The organism is Thiolapillus sp., assembly GCF_048562965.1.
GTDB classification, from domain to species: domain Bacteria; phylum Pseudomonadota; class Gammaproteobacteria; order Chromatiales; family Chromatiaceae; genus Thiolapillus; species Thiolapillus brandeum_A.
In genome coordinates this window covers 1-1,141 of the sequence record NZ_JBHNMF010000912.1, presented here as the reverse complement: position 1 = coordinate 1,141, position 1,141 = coordinate 1, and the positions used below count along the sequence as shown (strand labels likewise).

Sequence of the window (1,141 nt, the reverse complement as noted above, 5' to 3'; positions counted from 1 at the left end):
GTGTTGGGTCAATAGCATAGACTCGGCGTACTATGATGTCAAGCCTCTACAGACATGAAAAAGCGATTGTAGATCCATCGAGGCAGGCTTGTACTCAGTCTTAGGGGTGAGTAGTTACGTTCCAGAGTTTTTGCACCGGGGATCGTGCTGCTCGCCGGGTAGGCCTCTATCAATTGATAGGCCGCCCAGGTAATCGAGTTGGATTTTCCTGAACCGGCCGAGTGCTGAATCAGATAGGTATTCCCGACGCCTTGTTCACTGGCATGGGCGACCAGTCTACGCACTACGTCCATCTGGTGATAACGTGGAAAGAATAACGTGCGCTTGTTGAGTGGATCCTTGCTGCTACCATCCAGACGCACAAAATGTTGGATAATATTCGCTATGCTTTCTTTGCTGAATACCTCTTGCCACAGATAGGCAGTTTTATGGCCATCCGGATTCGGCGGGTTGCCTGCGCCAAAGTTATAGCCTTTGTTGAATGGTAAGAAGAAGGTGCTTTTCCCTGCCAGCTTGGTGGTCATGTACACTTCATCGGTATCCACGGTCATGTGTACCAGGCAGCGGCCAAACTGCAGCAAGGGCTGGCTGGTATCCCGATCATGGCGATATTGTTTCTGCCCGTGGTAGCGGGCCGTTTGTCCCGTCCAAGGGTTTTTCAGTTCCAGCGTGGCAAAGGGCAGGCCGTTGACGAACAAGACCATGTCGATTTCTTCGAGTGTATTGGCAAGGGAATAGCGCACCTGCCTTGTACTGCTGAAGATGTTATCGGCAAAGTTCTGTTTAACCTGTTCGGAACTGCTTGCAAGCGGTGCAGGGTAAATCAGGGTCAGGTGGGCGTCATCGACATTCAACCCTTTTTTTAACAAATACAGCAAGCCATATTTCTTGATAAGGCGGTCAAATCGTTCCAGTATTTTTCGTTGCCAGTCAACACCTGTCTTTTGCAGCTTTTCAAGTTCGTCAGCCTGGGTGTTTTCAAGGAATTCCCAGAAATATTGGGTATCAATGGCAAAATGAGCATTAAAATTAGCGGCAAGCCCCAGTTTGTAACCGTGATTCTGGGTAAAGGGCACTTCGTCTTCAATCTTGTCTTTTTCTTCCAGGCAGGTGCCGGTAAGATACTTTTCAATAGTAGATT

At 48.6% G+C, this 1,141-nt stretch carries 1 protein-coding gene; it reads right to left on the bottom strand.

Annotated elements, in window-relative coordinates; genetic code table 11:
* Positions 1-38: 38 nt before the first annotated feature.
* The coding region (locus ACOCD2_RS21120) for a type I restriction endonuclease (protein ID WP_419619305.1) at positions 39-1,141 on the bottom strand (1,103 nt) is incomplete at its 5' end.